Consider the following 21,415-nt stretch of genomic DNA (forward strand, 5'->3'; position numbering starts at 1 on the left):
ATTTAACGTTCAACGCCAGCGCCGTGAAGCGTTTCGGGGCGGGCGAGTGCGGGAATAAACGGTCGTCGCTTTGCGGCAAAATTTTTCCGGGCAGTAATAATCAGGTAGTAGGACGCAGCGTCATTTTTCATGACTGAGGGTTATCAGGCAAAACCGATTGCAGTAATAGTTCGTACATACTCGTACAATTGGACTATATTGTTCATCGATATTTCTACCGAGTTCTGCCGCAGACAGGCAACTGCCAGCCCAGGATTAGTTTAACTAATTAAGGATGTTATATGGCACGTACAACCCCCATTGAACGCTATCGCAATATCGGCATTTCCGCCCATATCGATGCCGGTAAAACCACCACCACGGAACGTATTCTGTTTTATACCGGGGTCAGTCACAAAATGGGCGAAGTACACGATGGCGCGGCGACCACCGACTGGATGGCGCAGGAGCAGGAACGCGGTATTACCATTACGTCGGCGGCGGTGACCTGTTTCTGGCAGGGGATGGATCGCCGTTATCCTCAGCATCGGATCAATATTATCGACACGCCCGGACACGTGGATTTCACGATTGAAGTGGAACGATCCATGCGTGTGCTGGATGGCGCGGTGATGGTGTACGACTCTGTCGGCGGCGTACAGCCCCAGTCGGAGACAGTGTGGCGTCAGGCCAACAAATATCATGTGCCGCGTCTGGCGTTCGTCAACAAAATGGACCGCCCCGGCGCCAACTATTTCCGTGTTTATCAGATGATGATTGACCGGCTGAAAGCTAATCCAGTGCCGATCGTTATTCCCATTGGCAGCGAAGAGCATTTTATTGGCGTGGTCGACCTGATCAAGATGCGCGCCATCATTTGGGATGAAGCCTCCCAAGGCATGACCTTTAGCTATGAGGCGATCCCGCATGACCTGTTGCCGACGGCGCAGGAATGGCGGGAGAAAATGGTCACGGCGGCGGCGGAGGCGTCTGACGAATTAATGACCAAGTATCTGGAGGGTGCGGCGTTGAGCGAAGAGGAAATCACGCTTGGTCTGCGCATCCGCACCATTGCCGGTGAAATTCAGCCGATGCTGTGCGGTAGCGCATTTAAAAATAAAGGGGTGCAGCGCATGCTGGACGCCATTATTGAGCTGATGCCGTCGCCGCTGGACATTCCCCCGGTCAGCGGGACTGATGAAAAAGGCAACGTGGCGGTGCGTCATGCCGACGACAACGATAAGTTCGCGGCGCTGGCGTTCAAGCTGATGACCGATCCCTATGTCGGCCAACTGACGTTTATCCGGGTCTATTCGGGCGTGCTGAAAAAAGGCGACAGCGTGTATAACCCGGTAAGGGGCAAGAAAGAGCGCATCGGACGTATCGTCCAGATGCATGCCAATGCCCGTCATGAGGTGGATGAAATCCGAGCCGGGGACATTGCCGCCTGCGTCGGTCTGAAGGAGGTGACCACCGGGGAAACCCTGTGCGATCCGGATGCGATACTGACGCTGGAACGCATGGAATTCCCTGAGCCGGTGATTTCGCTGGCGATAGAGCCGAAAACCAAAGCCGATCAGGAAAAAATGGGGATTGCGCTGCAACGGCTGGCGTCGGAAGATCCCTCATTCCGCCTGAAAACCGACGAGGAATCCGGTCAGACCATCATTTCCGGCATGGGGGAACTGCATCTGGAGATCATCGTCGATCGCATGAGGCGTGAGTTCGGGGTGGACGCCAATATCGGCAGGCCGCAGGTGACCTACCGCGAAACGATACGCAGCAAAGTGACGGATGTGGAAGGGAAGTTTGTCCGGCAGTCCGGCGGTAAAGGTCAGTACGGGCATGTGGTGCTGACGGTGGAGCCGCAGGAAGCGGGCAAGGGTTTTGTGTTTGAGGATGCGACCAAGGGCGGGGTGGTGCCGCGAGAATTTATTCCGTCAGTGGAAAAGGGCGTCCGTGAAGCGATGATGACCGGCGTTCTGGCGGGGTATCCGATTGTCGACGTCAAAGTTACGCTGACGTTCGGTTCTTACCATGAAGTGGACTCTTCGGAAATGGCGTTCAAGATGGCGGCGATTTTCGGTTTCCGCGAGGCGGTCAAACGCGCCAATCCGGTGATCCTGGAGCCGGTCATGAAGGTTGAGGTTGAAACGCCGGAAGAGTACGCCGGCAGCGTCATGGGCGACCTGTCGTCTCGCCGCGGTCTGGTGCAGGGGATGGAAGAGATGATCACCGGACGGATTATCCGCGCCGAGGTGCCGCTATCTGAAATGTTCGGCTATTCCACCGCGCTGCGCTCGATGTCGCAGGGGCGCGCCACCTACACCATGGAGTTTAAGCACTATGTGGAAGCGCCGCGCAATGTGACGGAAGAGATTATTGCGGCCCGTCGTTCACGTTAAATAACCGCTATCCAGCTTCTCCCTGTTCCGGGAGAAGCTGTGAGGGTAACCCCACTACCTGAGAGCGTGAGGCGGGGTAAATATTAGCCGCCTCCCCGCGTTACCCTGATTGTGTTATTATAGCGCTATTCAGTACGCTGCAATTCCGTCATTTCAAGATGAAATTACTACTCCGTTATTTATCCCGCAATGCAATCGTCAGGTCGTTTTCAATCGCTGCGAATAACGGGCGTCATTTTTGAAATATCCTATAATCAAATGATTTTGGGCAAGAATTGTTGCAATCGCGCATTGACGTTTTTAAATGGGCGGTTGTTTTTTAAACAAATGGAGTTATAGATGGTATTAAAAAAGAAACGTCGTGTGCCAATGAAAATACAGGACATCACGATAATTGATGACGCCAAGCTTAAAAAGGCCATTACGGCCGCGGCGCTTGGCAATGCGATGGAGTGGTTCGATTTCGGCGTTTATGGTTTCGTTGCCTATGCGCTCGGTCGGGTATTTTTCCCCGGCGCGGATCCGGGCGTACAGATGATCGCCGCGCTGGCGACTTTTTCGGTGCCTTTTCTTGTCAGACCGTTGGGCGGGGTATTCTTCGGCGCGATGGGCGATAAATTTGGCCGGCAGAAAGTTTTGTCGGTAACCATTATCATTATGGCGGTCAGTACGTTCTGTATCGGTTTGATTCCGTCTTATGCATCCATAGGCATCTGGGCGCCGATATTATTGCTGCTGGCCAAATTGGCGCAGGGCTTTTCCGTCGGCGGGGAATATACCGGCGCTGCGATATTCGTCGCCGAATATTCGCCAGATAGGAAGCGCGGATTTTTAGGCAGTTGGCTTGATTTCGGTTCGATCGCCGGCTTTGTGTTAGGCGCGGGCGTGGTCGTGGTGATTTCGTCGATTGTCGGCGAAGCGGATTTCCTCGAGTGGGGATGGCGTATTCCGTTCTTTATTGCCGGTCCTTTAGGACTGATTGGGATCTATTTGCGCCATGCGCTGGAGGAAACGCCCGCCTTTCAACAGCATGTTGATAAACTAGATAAAGAATCGAAAGACAGCTTACAGTCGGCGCCCAAAGTGTCATTCAGGGAGATTGCCACCAAACAGTGGCGGGGTTTACTGATGTGCGTGGGCGTGGTGATTGTCACCAACGTCACCTACTACATGCTGCTGACCTATATGCCGAGTTACCTGTCACACAGTCTCCATTATTCGGAAGACCATGGCGTCATGATTATCATCGCCGTGATGCTCGGTATGCTGTTTGTCCAGCCGGTAATGGGGTTAATGAGTGACAAATTCGGACGTAAGCCGTTTATTATCTGCGGCAGCATCGGTCTTCTCCTGTTATCCATCCCGAGTTTCATGCTGATTAACAGCGGCGTGATTGGCCTTATTTTTTGCGGACTGTTAATTCTGGCCGTGCTGCTTAACTCTTTTACCGGCGTGATGGCGTCTATTTTACCCGCGCTGTTCCCGACGCATATACGTTACAGCGCGTTGGCCATTTCATTTAATATTTCCGTTCTCGTCGCCGGTTTTACGCCTACGGCGGCGGCATGGCTGGTGGAATCAACCGGTAACCTCTATATGCCGGCTTATTATTTGATGGTGATAGCCGTCATTGGGCTGGTCACCGGGATATCGATGAAAGAAACGGCGAACCGACCGTTGAAAGGCGCAACGCCCGCGGCTTCAGACCGGGCCGAGGCGAAAGAGCTATTGCAGGAGCATCACGACAATATTGAACAGAAAATAGAAGATATTGATGAGCAAATCGCCGAGTTGCAGACAAAAAGAAAAACGCTGATCGACCAGCATCCCAAAATTAATTAAGGCGATGAGTCATTGAACGGCCCCTTAGCGCTGGATACGGTTGCCAGTCGCTAAGGGGCCGTTTTTTTATTCCTGCGCCGTTGGTTGGGCTGGCGTTTTGGCGCACTGTATTTTGGCGATGACCACGCGGCCTGATATGGAAACAGAACTGGATATGTTATAACATAACACCAATGTTTACCGTTTGATAACAGGGTTCGCAATGATGCCCGTAGCGCGCAGAAAAAAACCGACCCGGCATAAACCTGCCTGTATCACCCGGCACGAGAGTTGGATGCCATCATGAAAATCCCATTGACCCTCTTAAACGGCTTTTTAGGGGCAGGAAAAACCACCTTGCTGAAAAGTTTGCTGGTCCAGTCGCATCAACACGGCATACCGCTCGGTATCGTCGTTAACGATATGAGTGAACTGGATGTGGATGGCGTACTGATCGCCAATACTGAAATCGTCGATCAACAGCACAGCAACTTTGTCAGTATTTCGGCGGATGACATCAGCAGCGTCAGCGGGATCGCGAAACTGGATCGCGCGTTATGCGCTATGCTGGCGAAAAATCAGCCCGCCCATATCCTGCTGGAAACGTCCGGCAGCAGCCATCCGCTGCCCCTGATCAAATACTTCCATACTCATCCTGCCGTGGCGCTGAAAGGGGTTATCACGCTGGTGGATGCGCTCATGCTGCAACAGGACTATGCGACAGGAACGCGGTTGATCCCCCGGCTGCAACAAAACCTGGCGCACGGGACGCGTACCATTGACAACCTGTTGGCGGAGCAAATCATGTTTTGCAGCCAACTGCTGCTGACGAAAGCCGATCGGCTGGCGGCGGAAACGGTGCGGGATATCGCTCAGGCTGTTCATCCATTGAACCCTTACGTCGATATTCTCTCCTCTTGCTGGGGCAATATCAGGCTGAATGATTTACTGTCCTGGCCGGACTATGATTTCCATCGCGTCGAAAAGCTGATTGCCGAACTGGAAGATGAGCTTGCAACGTCGAATTCCGCCAGCCGTCATCCTTATGATCTTGCCTGCCAGGTGGTCGAGGACGAGCGGCCATTTCATCCGCAGCGATTGTGGCAGGTTTATCACCAGGCGCTCGGCGTCGGCATTCATCGCAGTAAAGGCTTTTTCTGGCTGCCGGGCCGCGACGATCTCGCGTTGTTGTGGAATCAGGCCGCCGGCGCCATCGGTCTGGAGTTCATCAGCTACTGGAAAGCGGGAATACTTAACCATCGCGATAACCGGTTGAGTCAATCCGAACGACAGATATTACAACAGCAACTAGACTTGATGCCGGGACGTTTCGGCGATCGCCGCTGTCGCTTAACGCTCATCGGCCAACGGCGGGCGTTGGCGCGCTTTGTGCCGGCGTTGCGAACTTGTTTTCTGACGGAAGACGAAATCGAGTACTGGCGGCGCGGCGGCGAATTCGACGATCCCTGGCCGCAAAGCATTGCGAGGTTGAACAACCGGGTTTAGCGGCCGATGTTTCTCAACTGTACGCAGAAAGGACAGCCGCAACCATCAATGGAAACGGCGCTGCATACGCCCGGATGGAGCGTTTGCATCGTCATTGCAGACACGTGATACAACCTATTCTCAAGATTGTTTAGCTCGCCAGCGGACGGAAGGTCTTGCGGCGCGATTTTGGCCTGAAAGGCGGGGGATTTCGCCGCAACAAGGAAAAGGAACAACAGGTAGGCGTGTTTTTGCATTATGGTTGCCTGTCATCAATAATATTGGTTTGTTATAACATAACAAAAGAGTGGATTCTATCTTTGGAGGCAAAGATGCCTAAATCATCGCAAAATGAAGAATTACAAATTTTGGCCATGCCGTCGGCAGATTACATGAACCAGCAGCAGCTGGATTTTTTTAAAAGCCGGCTTATCAACGAACGCGCCAGCCTGCTTAACCACATTGATGAACTGAAAAGCGCGATCCAATTCAGCGAACAGTACGGTGATGACGGAGATAAGGCGACCAGAGAGGAAGAGCTGAGAATGCTGTTTCGGCAGATCGATCGTGAAAGCCGTTTGTTGCCGAAAATCGATGCGGCATTGCAACGTATTCGCACCGGCGAATACGGCTATTGTATTGAAACGGGAGATCCCATCGGGCTGCGCCGTCTGTTGCTAAGGCCGACGGCGGAGTTAAGTATCGATGCGAAAGAGACGCAGGAAATCAAGGAATTATCAAAAAAAAGGTAGTCGGCAGCATACCCGCGGGCATACTGCCCCGCATTTAACGGAAAGGCGGTTCGTTGAAGGTGCGCAGTTTGCGTGAATGCAGACGGTCGCCTTCCGCACGCAGCAGATCGATGGCGCAGATGCCGATTTGCAGGTGCTCCGAAATCGCGCCTTCATAGAAACGGTTAGCCTGACCGGGCAGTTTGATTTCACCGTGCAACGGTTTGTCCGAAACACAGAGCAACGTGCCGTAAGGCACCCGGAAACGGTAACCCTGCGCGGCAATGGTCGCGCTTTCCATATCGACGGCCACCGCGCGGCTGAGATTAAAGCGCAGCGCGGAGGCCGAATATCTCAGCTCCCAATTGCGATCGTCGGTGGTGACCACCGTACCGGTGCGCAGGCGTTGTTTCACTTCCTCGCCGGGCATGCCGCTTACCGTCTTGGTGGCGTCATAAAGCGCGCGCTGGACTTCGGCGATGCTCGGAATCGGAATATCGGGCGGCAACACGGAATCCAGCACGTGATCGTCACGCAGATAAGCATGCGCCAGCACGTAATCGCCGATGGTTTGACTTTCACGCAGGCCGCCGCAGTGGCCGATCATCAGCCAGGCGTGCGGACGCAGCACGGCGAGGTGGTCGCAGATGGTTTTGGCATTGGACGGGCCGACGCCGATGTTGACCAGCGTAATGCCTTTGCCGTTGCGTGAAATCAGATGGTAGGCCGGCATCTGATGTTTTTTCCAGGTAAGGTCGGAAACGGTTTGTTCCGGCTCCGGGGTCTGCGGGGTGATAAAAACGTCGCCGGCGCAGGCCAGGGCTTCATACGGACTATCCGGATCGGTAATCTGTTTACAGGCCCAGAGCACGAATTCATCCACATAGCGGGTATAGTTGGTGAACAGAACGAAAGGTTGAAACGCCTCCACGTCGGTACCGGTATAGTGGCGCAGCCGCGCCAAAGAAAAATCAGTTCTCAGCGCGTCGAAATGCGACAGCGGAGAGGTGGTTGTGGTGGCGTGGAATAACCCGTCTGCGGTTTCATCGCCGATTTTCGACAGCTCGGTCGTCGGGAAATGCTTGGCGATCCCGGCGCTCATCGAGCGATCGAGGATAAGATCGGAGCCGTCCAGGACATAAGGAAAGGGGATCTCCTGCTGCGAGGGAACCACCTCAATGCTGGCGGCGTATTCCTCTTCCAGCAGCGTCAACTGTTCTTGCAGATAGTGGCGGAAAAAGGCGGGTCGGGTAATAGTGGTGGCATAGTTGCCCGGTCGGGTAAAGCGTCCATAGGCTCGGTGTTTGGGGTGACCGGTCGAGATGCCGTCCCATTTGACGCGCAGTTCAGGATAGGCGAACAGCCCCTCGGCGCGCGCCTTCACATCAGGTAATTTATCGTGGTTGATAAAATCCCCTATGGCATCACGCAGTGCTGAAACTGCGTTGTCGTACAACGCTTCCAGTTTATCAAGCGCCTCAGCGGTTGTGAGGTTCGCGCTGGATCCGTTGTTACCCATACTCGTTTCTCCATTGGTTTTTTTGATTTTCAGCTAGTCATGTTGTAACAGGCTAGCTGAAAGTCAAAGTAAAAACGAACCTTTGGTTTTTTAATGTTTTGTCGCGCCGGACAGATTGGCGGCGCTGACCGCCAGGATCGACAGAATGCTCAAGGCGGCGGCGGGCGCCAGCACTCCCCAGAATGCCCGTTCGATATAGGGCATGCCTTCCGCCAGCACGCGTCCCCATTCCGGCGTCGGCGGCGGTGCCCCCAGCCCCAGAAATCCCAGCGAGGCCAGCGCCAGCGCGATACCCGGCAGCCGCAGCATGGCATGACGGAACAACGGCCCGGCCAGCGCCGGCAAGACGTAAAACAGACTGCGCCGCGCCGGCCCGACGCCGATCACGGGCAGCATGCGAATGTAAGGGCGGGCGCTTATTTCAGACACCAGCGCCGCGGTGTGCGCCGCCAGCGGCGCCCAACTGACCGCGGTCACCGCAATCGCCGCGCCCGCCGCCGTCGGGCCATTGATGGCCGCCACCAGCAGGCCGGCGATCACCGGGGGCAGGGCATTGGTCACTTCCACCGGGCCGATGAACAGGCGCGGGAACAGCCCGATCAATAAGCCAATCGCCAGGCAGGCCAGCGACACCATGAACGCCAGCAGGCAGGTATTCAGCGTACCGTGGGCGACGCGGGCCAGCAGGTCGCGCCCCATGGCATCGGCGCCGAACGGCAGGGCGAAAGAGGGCGTTTGCAAACGTAAAAACGCGGAGGTATAGGGATCGCGCGGCAGCCCGGCGATCAGCAGCGCGATTAACAGCAGCAGACAAACGACCGGCAGCCAGATGGCATAGCGCGAGGCCGTCATCTGGTTTTCCGCCGGCACCGGCATCGCGCCGCTGTTCAGCGCGCGGCCAAGTATCAGCCACCGCACGCCGGCGGCGGCCATGCCGGCAATCGACGCGATAACCAGTAAAATCAGCACGCCCGCCTGTAGCGCGGGCAGATCCTGCGCCGCCGCCGCGCCCAGCGTCGCGCGGCCCAGTCCCGGTATGGCGAACACTTTTTCCACCGCGATGGCGCCGCCGGTCAGGGAGACTAAAACCAGTCCCACCAGCGGCATGACGCTCGGCAAGGTGCGCTTCAGCACCGCCAGCGCAAGGTGGCGGCGGCCGATCCCCGCCACGTTCCAGGTCGTCAGCCAGCTCTCGCTGAATGTCGCCGTCAGCGCATCGGCAATAATGCGGCCAAGATAGCCGCCGGCGGGAATGCCCAGCGCCAGCGACGGCAATACCGCATAATACGGCCCATTCCAGCCGTAAGGCGGAAACCATTGCAGCCAGACCGCGCCGACAATCAACAGGAACGAGGCCAGCAGAAATTCCGGCAGCGCGGTGAACATGGCGGCGAACAGACCGTTTGAGCGACGGATCCGTCCCCGCAACCCTTGCCGGAACGTGTTGGCGCACAGCAACGCCGCCAGCGAAAAGGCGACCAGCGCGGCCGACGCCATCAAAGTCAACGAGACGCCCGCCGCCTGCAACATCCCCGGTAAGACCGGACGCCCCGATACCCATGAATTGCCCGCGTCGCCGCGCAGTAAGCCGCCAAGCCAGTTCGCCAGCAGTCGCAACGGCCCCTGATCCAGACCCAGCGCCTGGCGGATCGCATTCAGGGTTTCCGCCGTGGCTTCCTGATCGCCGGAACGCGCGCGCAGCAGCGCCAACGCCGGATCCTGCCCCGACAGCCACGGCAAGATGCCAATCAGCGCGACGATGCCCGCCAGCGTCAGCAGGCGGGAAAACAACGGGATCAGCATGCCGTAACGGGGCGGCAGGGTGCGGCCGACCCCGGCGCAGGTGCGGCAATATAAAGGTTCACTCATGACGGATTTTCACTCATTAGGGCGATACGGGCGTTACTCGGTTGTTTTCTTCGGGTCGATGCGGGTGGCGCTGTTGATCAAGGCGCGTTCGCGCGGATCGCGCAGCGCATCGACGACCTGTGCGCTTTCGCCCTGGATCACCCGTTCATGCAGCATCGGGATGGCCGCGTCGCTGGCTAAAATCAGATTTTCCGCGCGCATAATCGCCTGACGTCGGGCATCGCCCGCCGGAATGGCGGCCGCCTGCCGCAAAGCCTGGTCGATTTCCGGGCGGCAGAGCTGGGAAATATTGAAAGAGCCTTCGCAGGAGAAATCGCTATACAGGTAGGCCACCGGATCGCCGGAGTCCAGCACCGTGGCGCGGGACAAAATGAAGGCATCGAATTTGCCCGCCAGCGCGTCGGACTCAATCTGGGCATATTCGCGCACCACCTGTTTTACCGTGAAACCGGCGGCGGTAAGCTGTTGCGCCAGATACACCGCGACTTCGGGCAGTTCTGCGCGATCGCTAAAGGTCGCCAGCGTGATGCTGACGCCGTTGGGCGCCGCCGCCGCGACCGGATTGGCGACCGGCTGACGCAGCGTAGCGGCCCACGGCAGCGCCGGCCCCAGCAATCCTTGAGCGACGTCCGCGCGTTTTTCATAAACGTTGTCCACCAGTTGCTGGCGATTCACCGCGTTACGCACCGCCGCGCGCAACGCCGGATCTTGCATCGCTCCCTGCTGGGTATTGAGGTAAAGCGTATTGGTGCGCGGCATCGGAACTTCATGCACCAGTTTCTGATCCAGCAACGGCGCCTGAGAGACCGGAATCGCTTCCACGATATCGGCCGCGCCGGTACGTAATGCGGCGGCGCGCGCCGCGCCGTCCGGCACAAAACTGACGTCGATGCCGTCGGCCTGCGCTTTGTCGCCCCAGTATCCCTCGAATCTGTCCAGCGCGGCGCCGCTGGTGCCGTTCACGCTGCGCAGCACAAAGGGGCCGCTGCCGGCGTTCTGCGGGTTAACCACGCCGTTTTCGCCATAAGCGCGGGTGGATAAAATGGCCAACTGCGGGCTGGAAAGACGCTGCGGCAGCAGCGGATCCGGTGTGGCGGTGGATACGATGACCGCATTATCGCCGTCCGCCGCGACGGTCATCTGAACGCCGTCAAGGATGCGCGGTTTCGGCGCGGCGGAAGCGGCGACCGTGAGCGCGTTGACCACCGTCGCGGCGTTCAGCGCGCTGTCGTCATGAAAACGGACGTTCGGGCGTAGTTCAAAACGCCAGCTTTTATCATCGATTTGCCGCCATTGCGTGGCGAGCGCCGGCTGCGCTTCGCCGAGCGGATCCAGCGTCACCAGCGTCTCCGCCGTGCTCCAGCGCGACAGTTTAAAGGCATCATCGCTCAACGGGGTCAGGCCGGAACGCGGCGGTTGCAGCATCGCCAGCTTTAAGCGGCCGCCGCCATCGGCGGCCTGTTTCTCCTCGGGTTCATTGAAGCAGCCGGCAAGCAGCAGGGTAGCGCAAAGCAGACCGGAAAGCGGCCGTAAGGTGCGAGCATTCATCGGATATCCTATTGATTTAAAAAATGAGGATGTTTAAAAGGACGGCAAATCAGCACCATCGCCAATGCGCTGCACAACGGAACGGTCGCCAGCATCAGCCAGGGGATCGCCGCCTGCGGCGATGGCGTCAGCGCGAGGTCAAGCTGCGCGCCGAGTAGAAAATTGCCGGTCAGCACCGCCACGCCGCCCATCGACGCCAGCGCGCCGTAGTGTGCGCCGAGGTTATGGTTATTGGCGAAATGCGGAATAAGATCCATGCCGACGGGAACGATAAGCATCTGCCCCAGCGTCAACAGGCTAATCAGGCAGATGGCCGGCAGCAGGCGCAGCCAGCCTTCTGCCGGCGCGAGGGGAGCAAACAGCGCGACGCTGAAAAACGACGCCGACAGCAGGGCGAATCCCAGCGGCAGCATACGGGCCGCGCCCTGACGGCGGGCGAACCGCGCCAGCGGCAGTTGCAGGGCGATCACCATCAGCGAGGCCAGCACGAACAGCGGACCGAGATCCTTTTCGCTGCCGCCGGCGCGATGCAGTTCCACCGGCAGCGCCAGATAGAGCTGGTTATAACTGAACAGATAGGCGCTGTAGGCGATGATGAACGCCACAAAACGTCGCTGGCGGAAAGTCTGCCACCAGGGCGCAATATGCAGGGTTGACTGGTTGCGCGGCGTTGCGGGCAGGCTGAAAAACAGGATGAACAGCGCCAGTAAAAAGACCAGTGCGCCGGCCAGCGCGACTCGCTGGAAACCATATCCGGCCAGCATGGAGCCGAGCAACGGGCCGAGCACCGCGCCCAGTTCGCCGCAGATGGCGAACAGCGCGAACCATTCCGAACGGCTGCGTTTGCCCTGTTTTTCACTGTGGGTTCCCGCCTGCGCCATCAGCGCTTCAATCGACGGCGAGAACAGCGCGCCCCCCACGCCGGTCAGACAGGCGCCGAGGATAATCGGCCACAGCGAATCCGACAGCGCCAGCAACAGGTAGCCGGCAATGCGCACCACGCAGCCGCACAGAATAATGCCCCGCGCGCCGAACCGGTCGGCCAGCGCGCCGCCAACCAGAAACATGCCCTGCTGCGAAAAGGTTCTTAAGCCGATAATCAGCCCGATCGTCCAGCCGGAAAGCAGCATGTCGTCACGCAGGAAGATGGCCAGAAAGGGAACGACGGCATAAAAACCGATATTGAAAACCAACTGGCTGCCCAGTAATAGCGGCGGGTAAGGCTGAACGGCACGGTTGTTTGCGAGATCTGACATAGAATCATCCATTAATTCAAAATACCCGGCAGCGTGAAATCGATGGGGTATATGCCTTGCATTTTTCACATCGCCGCACGGTCGGCGACGGTGTGAAAGGGCGTAGTTAACGAAGGGATGGCCGCCAGTAACCGACGAGTCTGCGGATGCCGCGGCGCCGCCAGCACATCGGGCGTCGGGCGATCTTCGATAATACGTCCCTCGTCCATGACCAGCATGCGTTCGCACAAACCGGCGATCATTGAGATGTCGTGCGACACCATCAGCAATCCCATATTATTTTGCAACGTCACCTGCTGTAGCAGGCTTTTTATCTGTTCCCGCAGCGGTAAATCCAGCCCGCTAATGGGTTCGTCAGCCAGTAAAAAATCAGGACGCGTCACCAGCGCGCGGGCTATCGCGACTCGCTGGGCCTGTCCGCCCGACAGCAGACCGGCAGGGGTCGCCAATAAGCCGACGCTCAGGCCGACCTGATCCATCACGTCGCGCACGCATGACGAAATGTCTTCGCCGCATCTCAGACGTTTCAATGGCTCGGCAATCAGCGAGGCGACCGGTTTGCGCGGATCCAGCGAGCCGGCCGGATCCTGCGGAATGTACTGCACGCGACGGCGATACCACAGCAGCGAGCGAACGGAACCGGGCCGCACCAATTGGCCGTCGCAGTGTATCGTGCCGCTGTCCGGCGTGTCCAACGCCAGCAGCGTTTTCAGCAACGTGGATTTGCCGCAGCCGGATACGCCGACCAGACCAACATGTTCACGGCGTTGCAGGCTTAGCGACAGATCGAGAAAGATGGCGTTGCCGGCAGCGGCTTTTCGCCACGGGAACCGCGGCGCGGCGCGATAACGGCTGACGCGTTCCATACTTAAAAAGGGGATGGAAACGTCGTGTAGATGTCGGCTCATCCGGCAAGGGCTCCCACGTCGGGCAGAGACAGATCGGCCTGGCGAGCGGCGCTGACCAGACGACGCGTATAAGGATGTCGCGGCGCATTCAGTAATTGCGCCATGCTGCCGTCTTCAACCAGACGGCCCTGTTCCATCACCAGCCCGCGCTGGCAAAGCTGCGCGGCGACGGCGATATCATGCGTGATAAAGAGCAGGGCGGGCGCGGAAGGTTGCGCGCATCGCTCCTGCAACACCCGTAGTACCTGCTGTTGGCTAATGACATCCAGCGCGGTCGTCGGTTCATCGGCCACCAGCAAACGGGTGCGTCCCAACAGCGCCAATGCAATGCAGACGCGCTGGCGCTGACCGCCGGACAACTCGGCTGGAAAACGCTGTTGCAGGTTGGGAATATCGCCCAGTCCCATGTCGTCGAGCAGCAGGGCGAGTTCAGCCGGCGATGAGGCCGCCAACGCCAGCGACAACTGTTTGCCCAGCGTCATCAGCGGGTTGAGCGCGGTGGACGAGTCCTGAAATACCGCGGACACGCGTGCGCCAACCGGCCGGGCAAGGGCGTGTCGGTGCGTCACGTCTACGCCGTTGACCCGGATTTGTCCGCTGATGCGACAGCCCGCCGGCGGCGTGCCGATCACCATTTTGGCGGTTAACGATTTACCGGAACCGGATGCGCCGATCAGACAAACTTTTTCTCCGGCGCGCAGGCGAAAGGTGAGTCCGCTGATTTTGCATTCCGCGCCAATGGACAGACCGAGGTTATCCACCTCTAATACGCTATCGGCCGGGTTGTCGCTGTTCGTCATTATCACTGAATATCGTCATTGTTTTTCGTTATGTAATAACATAACAAAATGAAACGAGATAATGCAAAAGAAATATTGCGCAGGGTCGCCCGAACGTAATTATTTTCCGATGACCGGATATCGTTGCGGTTTTCCTCCTCGGCGACTGTTTTTTAGTCACGTTTTTATGCGGACTCAGAGGCAGTTTCGTGCGCCACAATGCCGCCATTTCCATGCTACGTCGTAGCACGCGCCCGACATAGGGGGGTCAAACGCCACCCCCCTATGAACCCGGGCTTGCGGCTAAATTATGCCGCTGCGCGGTGCCTTCGTCGGTATCAGGCTTAACGGACCGCTTGCGACACGTTCCCGACGTGGCGCAAGCTTTCGCCGCATCCATGCGGCTCATCCTAAGCCTGCTATCTCCTCAGCATAATTTTTTACGCCGCATAACAACCAACCCCATCAGCGCTCCCTGCATTTGTGTATAAAAGACAGGCGAAGGGGAGGTCTAGGTTATCAATGCCTGACTCAGGGTTATCCGACATTGCTCAGCCACTGGCGCAGCGCCTGCGGTTGCTGAACGCCGTTGACGCGCGCTTTGACCTCGCCCTGTTCCAGCCACAGCAGCGTCGGCAGCGATCGCACCGCGAGGCGTTGCGCCAGTTCGACATGACGATCGGCATCCAGATAGTGACTGTCTAGCTGGCGGTACGCCGCTTCGTCCAGCACCGTCTCCAGCTGTTTATACAGGCTCTTACAGTGGACGCAGCGCTCCGCGCCGACCAGCAAGATCTGCGGCGTCGGCTGCCGGCTGAGATCTTCCCATGCGCTTTCGTCCAGCGGCGTGAAGCGCGAACGATTGACGGTAAACAATTTGGGGCTGCGCTTCAGGTCTTCGCTGTCGGTCGCCACGCACAGCGCATCGCCGCTTTTCTTGTAAGGACGGACGCCGTCGACGCGGATCACGCTGGCGAATCCGGGCTGCGCGGCGCCCGGCTGACGAAAGCGCGTGTTATCCGGCGCTTCTACCGGGGTCTCCTGCGGACGCGCCAGTTGCGGCACCCAGTCATAAGGCACGCGATAGGCGCGATAAAGCATATTGGTGTTGACGGTTTTCCCCCAGTACGGCGAGATATATTCCCACACGATATCGTGTTCCGCCGTCACCTCGAAAATGCGTCCGTTCGCCCCTTCGTTGATGAACGTATTGCCGTTGGGCAGGCGCTGAATATTGCTGATATAAGGGCTGTAGAAGCGGAACGCGTCGGTCGGCTGCGGCAGCCCGGCTTCATAGGGGGAATAGCGCCAGACGATATCCAGCGTCACCGGGTTGATTTCCAGTATGCGCGAGTAGTCGCGCCAGGCGTTTTTAACGCCGTCGGCGGACGCCGGATTCGGCGCGCCGTAACCCGCCCAGCCGCCGTTGTCGAACACCAGAATATTGCCTGCGCCGGGCAATCCGGCGGGGATCATGTGGGCGTGATGCTGGCCGATAATCCAGCCCAGATGCTTCAGCTCCGGCGTGTTGTAGTCCGGCCCCAGTTTCCAGACGATGTCGCCGCTTTGCTTATCGATGATGGCGATAATATTGGATTCACGCGCGTCCCAGATGATGTTATCGGGATGGAAGCGGGTATCGCCCTGATCGAACCATGGGTTGGGGCCGAGCGCCGACATCGAATTGATGTGCATCCAGTCGCCCATGCCGCCGCCGCTCTTGCGCATATTGGGGTTATTGTAGATGGCGCTTTTCGCCGCGTCGTCAAAGCCCAATTCATCGAAGTGATCGCTGCAACGCCACTCCCACAGGATATTGCCCTGCCAATCCACTTCAATGATGGTGTCGTCGAGCAGCAATTTATCGCTGATGCGATCGTTGCGCAGGTTTTTGTGCGCCAGAATCAGCGTATTGCCGCCAATCGACTGAGGCTCCAGCCCCGGCGCATAGTAGCCCACCGGATTGCCGCTGCGCTGATAGTCATGATGGGCGCGCGCCATCCATTCGACGGGCAGGTCGGGATCGGCGATCTTTTCATAGCCGTTGAATTTCCAGACGATATTGCCCTCCCAGTCGACCTGGATCAGATCGACCATATCCTGCATGCCGTAGCGCGGATCGCGTTCGCCGCTGTGGCCCAGAATGTAGCCGCCGGGCAGGATTTTATTGGGAAAACCGTGCAGGCCTTCCCACAGGCGCAGTTCGGCGCCGTTCATGTCGATCAGCACGGCGCCGCTTTCCAGCGCCTGAAAGACGGTATAACCGCCCCAGGCTTTCTCCGGGTCATAGATAGTGGTGCCGGTGGGGTAGACGGAAGGATGTCCCATGGTAAAGCTCCATTCAGAAAGAGGTCAGTGAGGGTTCCGGCGACGCCGGCATGTCGGGATGCGTTAACAGCGACAGCAGCTCGCCGCACTGTTGATGAAAAGCCGGACTGTCCCGCCGACGGGGGTGCGGCTGGCTGAGGGCGGCGATATGGCGGATGCGGCCGGGGCGCGGCGCCAGCACCACGACGCGGTCGGCCAGGTAGACCGCTTCTTCCACATCGTGCGTCACCAGCAGCGTCGTGGTGCCTTCCGCCTGATGGATGCGCCGCAGTTCCTGCTGCATCTGTTGACGGGTCAGGGCGTCCAGCGCGCCAAAGGGTTCATCCAGCATCAGGATGCGCGGGTTGGCCACCAGCCCGCGGGCGATGGCGACGCGTTGCGCCATGCCGCCGGAGAGCTGGGCGGGCAGGGCGTCGGCAAACTCGCCGAGGTGAACCAACTGAATAAAATGGTCGATCAGCCGTTCGCGCGTTGCCTGGCTTTGTTTTTCCTGCGCCAGTCCCAGCGCGATGTTTTGTCGCACCGTCAGCCAGGGAAACAGTCGCGGCTCCTGAAATACCATACCGCGGTCGCGGCTGATGCCGTTGACCGCCTTGCCGTCGACCAGAATGTCGCCCTGATAGTCGTTATCCAGCCCGACCAGCATGCGAAGCAGCGTGGATTTGCCGCAGCCGCTGCTGCCGACGATAGCCACCAGCTCGCCGCTATAGAGGGCGAGCGAAAAGTCCTCGATGACCGTCATCGGCTGGCCTTTCACATTGAATTGCTTGGTCAAATGTTCAAATTGCACCACCGGCGGGTGGTTGATGTCGATGGAACTCATGCGGATTCTCCTGCGGTGCGCCAGCGGGTCATGCGTTTTTCCAGACTGAGACCGGCGCGATCGATGGCGGCGCCGGTGATGCCGATCAGCAACATGCCGCTGATGATGGTAGGCATATCCAGCAACTGCTGGGCGTTAATCATCAGGCTGCCGATACCGATGTTCGACGCCATGAAATATTCCGCGCCGATGGTGCCGAGCCAGGCATAAATCAGCGACAGGCGTAAACCGGCGAAAATGGCCGGCGCCGCGCCCGGCAGGATCAGCACGCGCAGCCGTAGCGCCAGCGAAAGTTGCAGCACCTGCGCCACCTCCTGGAGTTGCAGCGAGCGCTGCCGAATTCCCCGATGGCTGGCGACCAGCATGGGAAAGAAGGCGGCCAGCGCCACGAACGCCACCTTGCCCGCTTCCCCGTTGCCGACCCAGGCGGTCAGCAACGGCAGCCAGGCGAACAGCGCAATCTGGCGCAGCGTGGCGACAGTGGGGGTAATCATTGCATCGGCGCGCGGGCTGAGACCCAGCACAATGCCAAGCAGCAGACCGGCGCTGACGCCGACTGCGGCGCCGGCCAGCGCGCGCATCAGGCTGTGGCGCATGGCGTCCAGCAATACGCCGTCGCGCAGCCCCTGAATCAGAGTGTGCAGCACGTCGGACGGCGGCGGCAGCAGCGCGGCGTCGACCCAGCCGGCCAGGCTGGCGTGACGCCAGAGCGCCAGCAGCGCGACGGGCAAAAGTAAACCGTTCAGCCAGCGAGAGGGCTGAGCGTTCAGCCGGCTGACCGGCGGATGCGGCCAGTAGACCAGCCGCTGCTCCAGTCGGTTGATCGTCCATTCCATCGCCAGCCCGGCCAGACCGATGACCGCGATACAGACGAACACGATATCCAGTTGAAATAGCTGGCGCCCCCAGACCAGCAGATAACCAATGCCCTGGGACGACGCCAGCAGTTCCACCACGATCAGCGATACCCAGGCTTGCGACAGCGCCAGCCGCAGGCCGACCAGCCACACCGGCAGCATGGCCGGCAGCGTCAGGCGAATCAGCCGCTGCCGCCAGGGCAGGCGCAGGGTGCGGGCGACTTCCAGTAATGCATGGGGAATGTTGCTCACGCCGCTCTGGGTATGCAGCGTGACCGGCACAATCACCGCTTTGACGATCACGGCCAGCTTCAGGCCGTCGTCGATGCCGAACAGCACCATGAACAGCGGGATCCAGCCCAGCGTCGGGATTTGCGCCAGGGCATAGACCGTCGGGTGCAGCAGACCGGCGGCGCGCGGCGAGGCGCCCATCAGCGCCCCCAGCAGGGTACCCGCGAGCACGCCCGCCAGCAGGCCGGCGAACAGATGACGCAGGCTGACGAGCAACTGCGACAGCAGGTCGCCCTGCCAAAGTTCGGCCGCCGTGCGGGCGACCATCGCCGGCGAGGGCAGGATCTGCGGCGGCATCCAGCCATGCCGGCTGCTGATGAACCACAGCAACAGCAGGCCGAGCGGCACGACCAGAGGATAAAACGCTGCTTTCGGCAGCGTGGGCCAGGTCAATGGAAACATTTTCAGCACAATAACCTTATTCATTTTCTTTATTGAAACCAGCCGGGGCGGATTAATAAAGAATAAAAAACAGGTTTTAGCGCCGAAGGCCAATGCATTAATCCGATAGCGGACGTGCAAAAAATGCATATCTGCATGATTGCCGTCTGAAGGCGTATTTCTCACCGCCAGGTTTCCAGCCGCGCCTGCGCCGGCTTTTCTCGCCGCGCCCGTTATTTACCGGCATCGGCGCCCAGCGGTTGATGCGCCGCCGCCGGCAGGCTGGCGGAAACTGATCGGCCATATGATTTTTTTTACTGAATAAAGCAGGAAATGTTATTTAAAACGCGTCGCCGTGTTTCGCTAGTTTGATGGCAACAGTCTTGATTAGTGGAGTTCGGTAATGCAGAAAAAAGCAGTAAGCCGCTGGCGGAGAGCCGCTCAGCGCATAGTCGGTTCGCTGATGCTGGCCGGCCTGATGTTTTCCGCCGGCGCTCAGGCCGCGGAAAACCAGCCGACGGAGATCCGTATCGGCCTGCCCGATCAAAGCGCGGGCAGCAAGCCGTTTATCCGTGGCCCGCTGGGGCTGGCGCATATTCGCGGCCAGTTGGAAGCGGTGTTTGAACCGCAGGGAATAAAAATTAACTGGTCGTTTTTCAAAGGCGCGGGGCCGGCGGTTAACGAAGCGCTGGCCAACCAGCAGTTGGATGTTGTCTACCTGGGCGATTTGGCGGCGATTATCGGCCGGGCGGGCGGCTTGCCGACCAAGGTATTGGTGGGATCGCGCGGCTCGAATTCCTATCTGGCGGCGACGCCGGAATCGGGCATTCAGCGAATTGAAGATTTACGCGGCAAGCGCGTAGCGGTCTATAAGGGAACGGCGGATCAGCTCTCTTTCGAACGGGCGTTGAAAAGCGCCGGCCTCAATGAGCGGGATGTCCGGGTGATTAATCTGGACTGGACGGCCAGTAAAGCGGCGCTGGCCGCCAAGCGCGTGGATGCGGCATGGGGCGGCGTCGGACTGCTGACCCTGCGTAAACAGGGCATCAACATTGTGGCGAACAGCAGCGAGCTGGGACGCGCCAATACCACGCAGGCCGCGGTGCTGGCGACCGAGGACTTTATTCAGCGTTATCCGCAGGCGACTCAGCAATTGGTCGACGTGCTGGTGGAAAACGCGCGTTGGATCGCCGATCCCGCGCATTTGCCGGACTATATCGCGCTGATGGCGGAACAGAGCCAGATCCCCAAGGCGCTGTTTGAGGAAGAGTTGAATCCAAACGATCTCAATTTCCAGAGTTCTCCGCGTCTGGATGCGTTTTTACGCAGCAGCTTTGCCGACAGCATTCAGCGGGCGAAAAACGCCGGCTTGATCCGTCGCGATTACCCGGTCGATGAATGGTTCGCCGGCGGTTTTGTCGATAAGGCGCTGGCAGAACAGCCGCAGGCCGCGGTCTGGCCGCAATATAACGCCGCCGGTCAGGCGCAGTAGTCATCGGACTGGCGCTGCCGGTCCTGCTCAAGCAGCGTGTCTATCATCAGTTGCGCCAGCGGCGGGAGGGTCTTTTGCAGGTTGGAGATAATGCCGAAACGGGTGCGCATTTCGCCCCATTCCGGCGGCGTCTCCGTCAGGGGAATCTCCACCAGTTGGTGGCTTTGCCGACCCAGCGCCAGGCCGTCTTCGCTGGCGAAACTGATGGCTTCGGTCTGGGACAGCACGTTGAACAGCGAATAGATATGATCGCATTGAATCTGCGGGCGGAAATCGGGCTGACCGGTCAGCGTCGCCAGAATTTTACGCATGCCGACCGGCAGATAGGGCGACGCCAGCGGGAAGCGCAGCAGTTCATCCGGGGTGACCGCTTCCTGTCGGGCCAGCGGGTGCGTGCGGTGACAGATAAAAAAGCAGCGCTGCTGGCTTAACGGCTGGACGCGAAACGTGGTTTCCAACTCGGCGTGCCAGGTATCGGCGACGAAAAACGGCCATTCATCGGCTAACAGACGCTGACGCAACGACTGCCAGTTATCCACGCTGTAGGCCACCCGATCCCGCGGCCGCAGCCGGTGGAATTGCGCCACCGCGCGCGGGATTAGCGCCACCGCCGGCGCCGGGCCGCAGCCAAACGTCAGCTCGCCGCCGCCCTCATCGCTGATTTGCTGCATATCATTGATCAACTCCCAGGACAGTTCCTGCATACGGCGCGCGAAAGGCAGCAGTTTTTTCCCCTGCCACGTCAGGGCAAACCGCTTGCTTTGCCGATCGATCAGCGGGTGGCCCATGGTTTGTTCCAGCGTTTGAATGCTGCGGCTAAATGCCGACTGCGACAGACAAACGGCTTCCGCCGCCTGCACAAAACTTTCGTGCTCCGCCAGGGCTAGAAAATTGCGCAATTGCCGTAAATCCAGATGCATACTTTATTACCTGACTCTTCTTT

Annotated in this window: 16 protein-coding genes; 5 read left to right on the top strand and 11 right to left on the bottom strand. The window is 58.8% G+C overall.

Translation table 11 applies throughout. The annotated features are described in order from the left end of the window. Positions 1–281 precede the first annotated feature (281 nt). From fusA to ABRZ26_RS09075, 3 genes are all read left to right on the top strand, one after another. Positions 282–2,384, top strand: coding sequence for an elongation factor G (gene fusA, locus ABRZ26_RS09065; RefSeq protein WP_319603929.1), 2,103 nt, complete (start codon positions 282–284; stop codon positions 2,382–2,384). Positions 2,385–2,723: 339 nt separating this feature from the next. Further along, positions 2,724–4,226 carry a glycine betaine/L-proline transporter ProP gene (gene proP, locus ABRZ26_RS09070; protein ID WP_319603930.1) on the top strand — a complete coding sequence of 501 codons (1,503 nt, stop codon included), beginning with the start codon at positions 2,724–2,726 and terminating at the stop codon, positions 4,224–4,226. Positions 4,227–4,505: 279 nt separating this feature from the next. Continuing rightward, positions 4,506–5,711, top strand: a complete 1,206-nt coding sequence (locus tag ABRZ26_RS09075) for a CobW family GTP-binding protein (protein WP_319604002.1) — start codon at positions 4,506–4,508, stop codon at positions 5,709–5,711. Here the strand turns inward: ABRZ26_RS09075 and ABRZ26_RS09080 are convergent. Beyond that, the gene (locus ABRZ26_RS09080; protein ID WP_319603931.1) at positions 5,708–5,947 is read right to left on the bottom strand and encodes a hypothetical protein; all 240 of its coding nucleotides are present in this window, start codon (positions 5,945–5,947) and stop codon (positions 5,708–5,710) included. The two genes, ABRZ26_RS09075 and ABRZ26_RS09080, sit on opposite strands and share 4 nt — an antisense overlap. Positions 5,948–6,022: 75 nt before the next feature. On the opposite strand from ABRZ26_RS09080, the gene dksA reads away from it, so the two are divergent. Beyond that, positions 6,023–6,442 (top strand): RNA polymerase-binding protein DksA, encoded by a 420-nt coding sequence (gene dksA, locus ABRZ26_RS09085; RefSeq protein WP_319603932.1) that lies wholly within the window; start codon positions 6,023–6,025, stop codon positions 6,440–6,442. 34 nt (positions 6,443–6,476) lie between these two features. Here dksA and ABRZ26_RS09090 read toward each other — a convergent pair whose 3' ends face one another. The 9 genes from ABRZ26_RS09090 to ABRZ26_RS09130 form a co-directional block, all read right to left on the bottom strand. Next, positions 6,477–7,940: an AMP nucleosidase gene (locus ABRZ26_RS09090; RefSeq protein ID WP_319603933.1), complete on the bottom strand. Its 1,464-nt coding sequence runs from the start codon at positions 7,938–7,940 to the stop codon at positions 6,477–6,479. A gap of 90 nt (positions 7,941–8,030) precedes the next feature. After that, positions 8,031–9,809, bottom strand: a complete 1,779-nt coding sequence (locus ABRZ26_RS09095; RefSeq protein ID WP_319603934.1) for an ABC transporter permease subunit — start codon at positions 9,807–9,809, stop codon at positions 8,031–8,033. Positions 9,810–9,842: 33 nt separating this feature from the next. Continuing rightward, a complete protein-coding gene (locus ABRZ26_RS09100) occupies positions 9,843–11,357 on the bottom strand; it encodes an ABC transporter substrate-binding protein (RefSeq protein ID WP_319603935.1) in 1,515 nt (504 codons plus the stop codon). 8 nt (positions 11,358–11,365) lie between these two features. Beyond that, positions 11,366–12,613, bottom strand: a complete 1,248-nt coding sequence (locus ABRZ26_RS09105) for an MDR family MFS transporter (protein WP_319603936.1) — start codon at positions 12,611–12,613, stop codon at positions 11,366–11,368. A gap of 65 nt (positions 12,614–12,678) precedes the next feature. Then, positions 12,679–13,521: an ABC transporter ATP-binding protein gene (locus tag ABRZ26_RS09110; RefSeq protein WP_319603937.1), complete on the bottom strand. Its 843-nt coding sequence runs from the start codon at positions 13,519–13,521 to the stop codon at positions 12,679–12,681. Beyond that, positions 13,518–14,321, bottom strand: coding sequence for an ATP-binding cassette domain-containing protein (locus ABRZ26_RS09115; protein WP_319603938.1), 804 nt, complete (start codon positions 14,319–14,321; stop codon positions 13,518–13,520). Before ABRZ26_RS09115 ends, ABRZ26_RS09110 begins: the two co-directional genes overlap by 4 nt. A gap of 516 nt (positions 14,322–14,837) precedes the next feature. Further along, positions 14,838–16,628 (bottom strand): aryl-sulfate sulfotransferase, encoded by a 1,791-nt coding sequence (locus ABRZ26_RS09120; protein WP_319603939.1) that lies wholly within the window; start codon positions 16,626–16,628, stop codon positions 14,838–14,840. Positions 16,629–16,641: 13 nt separating this feature from the next. Further along, positions 16,642–17,451 carry an ABC transporter ATP-binding protein gene (locus ABRZ26_RS09125; protein WP_319603940.1) on the bottom strand — a complete coding sequence of 270 codons (810 nt, stop codon included), beginning with the start codon at positions 17,449–17,451 and terminating at the stop codon, positions 16,642–16,644. Next, positions 17,448–19,001: an ABC transporter permease gene (locus ABRZ26_RS09130; RefSeq protein ID WP_502880290.1), complete on the bottom strand. Its 1,554-nt coding sequence runs from the start codon at positions 18,999–19,001 to the stop codon at positions 17,448–17,450. The genes ABRZ26_RS09125 and ABRZ26_RS09130 overlap by 4 nt, the downstream gene beginning before the upstream one ends. 382 nt (positions 19,002–19,383) lie before the next feature. Here ABRZ26_RS09130 and ABRZ26_RS09135 point away from each other — a divergent pair, with 382 nt between their 5' ends. Next, positions 19,384–20,472 carry an ABC transporter substrate-binding protein gene (locus tag ABRZ26_RS09135; RefSeq protein ID WP_319603942.1) on the top strand — a complete coding sequence of 363 codons (1,089 nt, stop codon included), beginning with the start codon at positions 19,384–19,386 and terminating at the stop codon, positions 20,470–20,472. Here the strand turns inward: ABRZ26_RS09135 and ABRZ26_RS09140 are convergent. Then, complete coding sequence (locus tag ABRZ26_RS09140) at positions 20,460–21,392, bottom strand: LysR family transcriptional regulator (protein ID WP_319603943.1); 933 nt, start codon at positions 21,390–21,392, stop codon at positions 20,460–20,462. The genes ABRZ26_RS09135 and ABRZ26_RS09140 overlap by 13 nt on opposite strands. Positions 21,393–21,415 lie beyond the last annotated feature (23 nt).

This window comes from Brenneria sp. L4-2C (genome assembly GCF_040240335.1).
Classification (GTDB): Bacteria; Pseudomonadota; Gammaproteobacteria; order Enterobacterales; family Enterobacteriaceae; genus Brenneria.

Excerpts from the sequence above, each read along its gene's own strand:
- fusA (WP_319603929.1), top strand. The coding sequence starts at position 282 with ATGGCACGTACAACCCCCATTGAACGCTATCGCAATATCGGCATTTCC.
- proP (WP_319603930.1), top strand. The coding sequence starts at position 2,724 with ATGGTATTAAAAAAGAAACGTCGTGTGCCAATGAAAATACAGGACATC.
- ABRZ26_RS09080 (WP_319603931.1), bottom strand. The coding sequence starts at position 5,947 with ATGCAAAAACACGCCTACCTGTTGTTCCTTTTCCTTGTTGCGGCGAAA.
- dksA (WP_319603932.1), top strand. The coding sequence starts at position 6,023 with ATGCCTAAATCATCGCAAAATGAAGAATTACAAATTTTGGCCATGCCG.
- ABRZ26_RS09090 (WP_319603933.1), bottom strand. The coding sequence starts at position 7,940 with ATGGGTAACAACGGATCCAGCGCGAACCTCACAACCGCTGAGGCGCTT.
- ABRZ26_RS09095 (WP_319603934.1), bottom strand. The coding sequence starts at position 9,809 with ATGAGTGAACCTTTATATTGCCGCACCTGCGCCGGGGTCGGCCGCACC.
- ABRZ26_RS09100 (WP_319603935.1), bottom strand. The coding sequence starts at position 11,357 with ATGAATGCTCGCACCTTACGGCCGCTTTCCGGTCTGCTTTGCGCTACC.
- ABRZ26_RS09105 (WP_319603936.1), bottom strand. The coding sequence starts at position 12,613 with ATGTCAGATCTCGCAAACAACCGTGCCGTTCAGCCTTACCCGCCGCTA.
- ABRZ26_RS09110 (WP_319603937.1), bottom strand. The coding sequence starts at position 13,521 with ATGAGCCGACATCTACACGACGTTTCCATCCCCTTTTTAAGTATGGAA.
- ABRZ26_RS09115 (WP_319603938.1), bottom strand. The coding sequence starts at position 14,321 with ATGACGAACAGCGACAACCCGGCCGATAGCGTATTAGAGGTGGATAAC.
- ABRZ26_RS09120 (WP_319603939.1), bottom strand. The coding sequence starts at position 16,628 with ATGGGACATCCTTCCGTCTACCCCACCGGCACCACTATCTATGACCCG.
- ABRZ26_RS09125 (WP_319603940.1), bottom strand. The coding sequence starts at position 17,451 with ATGAGTTCCATCGACATCAACCACCCGCCGGTGGTGCAATTTGAACAT.
- ABRZ26_RS09130 (WP_502880290.1), bottom strand. The coding sequence starts at position 19,001 with ATGTTTCCATTGACCTGGCCCACGCTGCCGAAAGCAGCGTTTTATCCT.
- ABRZ26_RS09135 (WP_319603942.1), top strand. The coding sequence starts at position 19,384 with ATGCAGAAAAAAGCAGTAAGCCGCTGGCGGAGAGCCGCTCAGCGCATA.
- ABRZ26_RS09140 (WP_319603943.1), bottom strand. The coding sequence starts at position 21,392 with ATGCATCTGGATTTACGGCAATTGCGCAATTTTCTAGCCCTGGCGGAG.